This is a genomic window from Mesorhizobium sp. M5C.F.Ca.IN.020.32.2.1 (genome assembly GCF_004023105.1).
GTDB classification, from domain to species: Bacteria; Pseudomonadota; Alphaproteobacteria; order Rhizobiales; family Rhizobiaceae; genus Mesorhizobium; species Mesorhizobium wenxiniae.
The window spans coordinates 1-2,956 of the sequence record NZ_RZSX01000785.1 but is presented as its reverse complement, the minus strand read 5'-3'; the positions used below and the strand labels follow the sequence as shown (position 1 = coordinate 2,956).

Annotated in this window: 6 protein-coding genes; all 6 read right to left on the bottom strand. The window is 66.1% G+C overall.

The window, feature by feature from the left end:
- On the bottom strand, positions 1-243 hold a 243-nt coding region (locus EOA86_RS28820; RefSeq protein ID WP_164892072.1), incomplete at its 3' end, for a hypothetical protein.
- A 95-nt stretch (positions 244-338) separates the two neighbouring features.
- Entirely contained in the window at positions 339-527 is a 189-nt protein-coding gene (locus tag EOA86_RS28815; protein WP_128344765.1) for a hypothetical protein, read from the bottom strand.
- Between the two features lie 292 nt (positions 528-819).
- Positions 820-1,119: a DUF4326 domain-containing protein gene (locus tag EOA86_RS28810; RefSeq protein ID WP_128344763.1), complete on the bottom strand. Its 300-nt coding sequence runs from the start codon at positions 1,117-1,119 to the stop codon at positions 820-822.
- A 201-nt stretch (positions 1,120-1,320) separates the two neighbouring features.
- On the bottom strand, positions 1,321-1,965 hold the full coding sequence (locus EOA86_RS28805; protein WP_128344761.1) for an antitoxin of toxin-antitoxin stability system: 645 nt from the start codon (positions 1,963-1,965) through the stop codon (positions 1,321-1,323).
- Positions 1,958-2,389 (bottom strand): hypothetical protein, encoded by a 432-nt coding sequence (locus tag EOA86_RS28800; RefSeq protein ID WP_128344759.1) that lies wholly within the window; start codon positions 2,387-2,389, stop codon positions 1,958-1,960. The genes EOA86_RS28805 and EOA86_RS28800 overlap by 8 nt, the downstream gene beginning before the upstream one ends.
- A gap of 105 nt (positions 2,390-2,494) precedes the next feature.
- Positions 2,495-2,956 (bottom strand): hypothetical protein (locus EOA86_RS28795; RefSeq protein ID WP_128344757.1); only part of this gene is annotated, 462 nt, incomplete at its 5' end.

Below are 2,956 nucleotides of genomic sequence, written 5' to 3'. Positions count from 1 at the left end.
GAACAGGACCGTGGCCGCCTCGCAGGCATCGTAGGCCCTCTTCCAGTCCCAGGCGCCGGCGGTGTCGGAAGCGCCGTATGCGGTTTCCATTGCCGCGCGCAGCTTTGGCGCGTCGATGCGCTCGCCGCGTTCGAGATGGGGAAGCAACAGGCCTGCGGCGGCAACGACCGCCATTGCGACGTCACTATCGGCGAGCGGGAGCGGCGCGGCAGCGAGCGCCGCGGATGCGGAGACGGGGGTCATGGCAGGAACCTCGGGAGAGCGGAACGGGAGCGAGCCGCGCGGCGCTCTCTCTCTCGACCACGCCGGCTCAAACCCTCCCGGCATTCCTCTCCCTCTCAGGGGAGGCCGAGATCGTCCGCCAGGTTCAGTGCCTTCAGCCGTTCGACATCGTCCGCGCACACGATCTCGTAGTCGTCCGACATCCAGCCAAAGTCGCCGGCCCAGACTTCCCCAAGCGTCGCCCAAGTGCCGTCCGGCCAAACGACAATGTCATCCGGGTGATGAGGCCGCTGCGTGCTTGCCATGGGTCTATCCTCCAATTTTTGCGCGGAAACCGTCCCGCCGACGCCAGCAGGAAGGGGCCGGCCGCCGTCGTCACCGAGGGACCGAGGGGAACCCCTTGCGGGTTGACGACATGAGGCGGGCGACCCCTTACCGGGCGTCAAACAGGGCGGGCGTTTTCTGCGCCGGGAGGATCTTGGGATCGGGCAATGCGCGAAGCGGCCATAGGCCAGGCGGTCTTGATGGAAGGCGTTGGCCAGTGGGCAGGACGTTTGCAGCGGGAGCCTGTGGCTCGAGCCGGCGGGAGCACGACGATTACGCGGTCTTGCGCCACCAGGCGATGCGTTCCTCGCGCGTCGCGTTGGCGAGCCGCAGCAAGAGATCGCCGTGGCACGGACGCGGCGCGCAAAAGCACACCAGGTCCTTGCCGCGCAACTCGTCGAGGGCGCGCAGGAGATGGTGCTGGTCGGCGAGCCAGCGCTCGTGCCTTGCGATGACGGCGTCGCGATCGCCGTCGGGGCCGATCCGGAACGGATTGCCCCACTTCGATCCGCGGCCAATATAGACGGCGCCTGCCGGCAAGCCTGCGTGATGCCCGTTGAGAACCCTGCACATGGCCATCGCCTCCTGATTTCCGTTGCGATGGCGCGCGGGCGGATGCGAGCCAGGACCCGGTGTCACCCATTGCTTGCGATGAGGGAACGGCTTGCCCGTTGACAGCGGGGACGCCGCGTCCAGACCTGCGGACGCAACGGATCAAGGCAGCGACCGGCCCGGCAGGGTGCGTCAGGCATCGCTCATTAGGGCGAACGGCACCTAGCCGAAGCGGCAGCCGCCGGCAGTGAAGGTGTATTCGTTAGCGAGGATCGCCTCGTCGACCACCGCATCCGAGGTCAGATACTCATATTCGCGCTCGAGCTGACGATAGAGCCAGCGGGCGAGGTCGCGCAGCGCCTCCGTGACGGCCTCCTCCGTATCGGCGGTCATGTCCTGATAGGTCGGACTGTCGCGCTCGACCGCAATCGCCATCGTGTATTCGTGATAGTAGCGGTCGCGATGCGAGATGGCGGCGTGGAGCTGGTAGAAGTTGCGGCGCTGGATCGCCTGCAGCGCGTCGGCAATCCTGTGCAACTCGCCGTCATTCGGCGCATAGTCGCGGATTTTGCGCCGCGCGCCCTTGGCGTGACGGTAGCGCCCCTCAAAGCAGGCGCCGTCTCCCTGGCTCCAGAATCCTGAAAACCAGATGCACAGCTGTTGCCTCGTGCGGCCGCCCATAAGGCGGACGGCTCTGGTCTTCAGCTCGACGCCGAGGATTTCGCAGACACGTTCAAAGTCGTCATAGACGAATTCGTACCAGTCGTGGTCGAAGGCGCCCTCCCGATACCAGGCGCGCGCCTCTTCCTTGGCCGCCTCGGACAGCTCGTCGAGCCGGTAGACGGTGGTTTCGATGATCTCAGGCATCGGGATCGCCCCCGTCCGCGGCGGGTTCGTCTGGACCGCGCGCGCCCTCGAGGATGGCCTCGCCTAGGGCAACGGCCCATTCGGACTTCGCCAACCATTCCGGGGCGGTCGCGCGGCGGGCCTTCGTGTCGCTGACCATGATCTTGAGCAGACCAAGCATGAGTTCGAAATGCGCGGCCTTGCGCTGTACGGTCTCCTCGAAATGACGAGGGACGCGGATCGTGTGTCCGCGATAGGCGGCATCGGCACCTTCCCAGATGCCGGTCACGTAGGTTTCGCCGGAGGACTCGTAGTCCTCCCTTTGACCAGACCAATTCTTGTCTTCAATGGCCAGCCGGCAGGCGGCCTCCGGCGTGTCGGCCGAATAGGTTGAGTGCCGGAACACCGGCAGGCGGTAGGTGGTTTCGATGGTGAATTCGGGCATCGTGCCGCTCCTGAAAAAGCAAGCGGCCCGGTGCTCGTTTCCGAGCCCGGGCCATGATGTTGAAGGGGTTGATGATCTCTGCGCGCAGGTGTGTCTCTGCGCGGCTCACGCCGCCGCCCGGCCTTCGATGACATCCGCGCCGACCTCGTCGGCGGTTACGTCTTCAAGACGCGCGTTGCGGTGTCCGGTCTGTGCGAGCCAGAGTTCGGCCGCCTCGCGGCTATCGGCGAGATGCAGCAACTCGTCGTCGTCGCCGATCCGCTGCAGAACCCGGACCATGCCGATGGCGGGCCGCTCGACGATCTCGAACTTGAGCTCGCTGTCGACCGAATGGGTGCGCATCACGGTCACGAGGGCGACGCCGCTGGAGGAAAAATTGCCTTCGTTGAGCGTGATCGAGGCCGGCGCGCTGTAGGTCGGACGGTCGCGCGGCGGTGCTTTCCGGACCAGGCGGCCGAGACCGTTGCGACGCTCCCAGTCCGCGAGCTTGCGGGTGAAGCGCGCGGGCGGTTTCGGCATGCCGTCGGAATAACGGATCAGCGAACCAAGTGGGGCGTTGTCATAGAC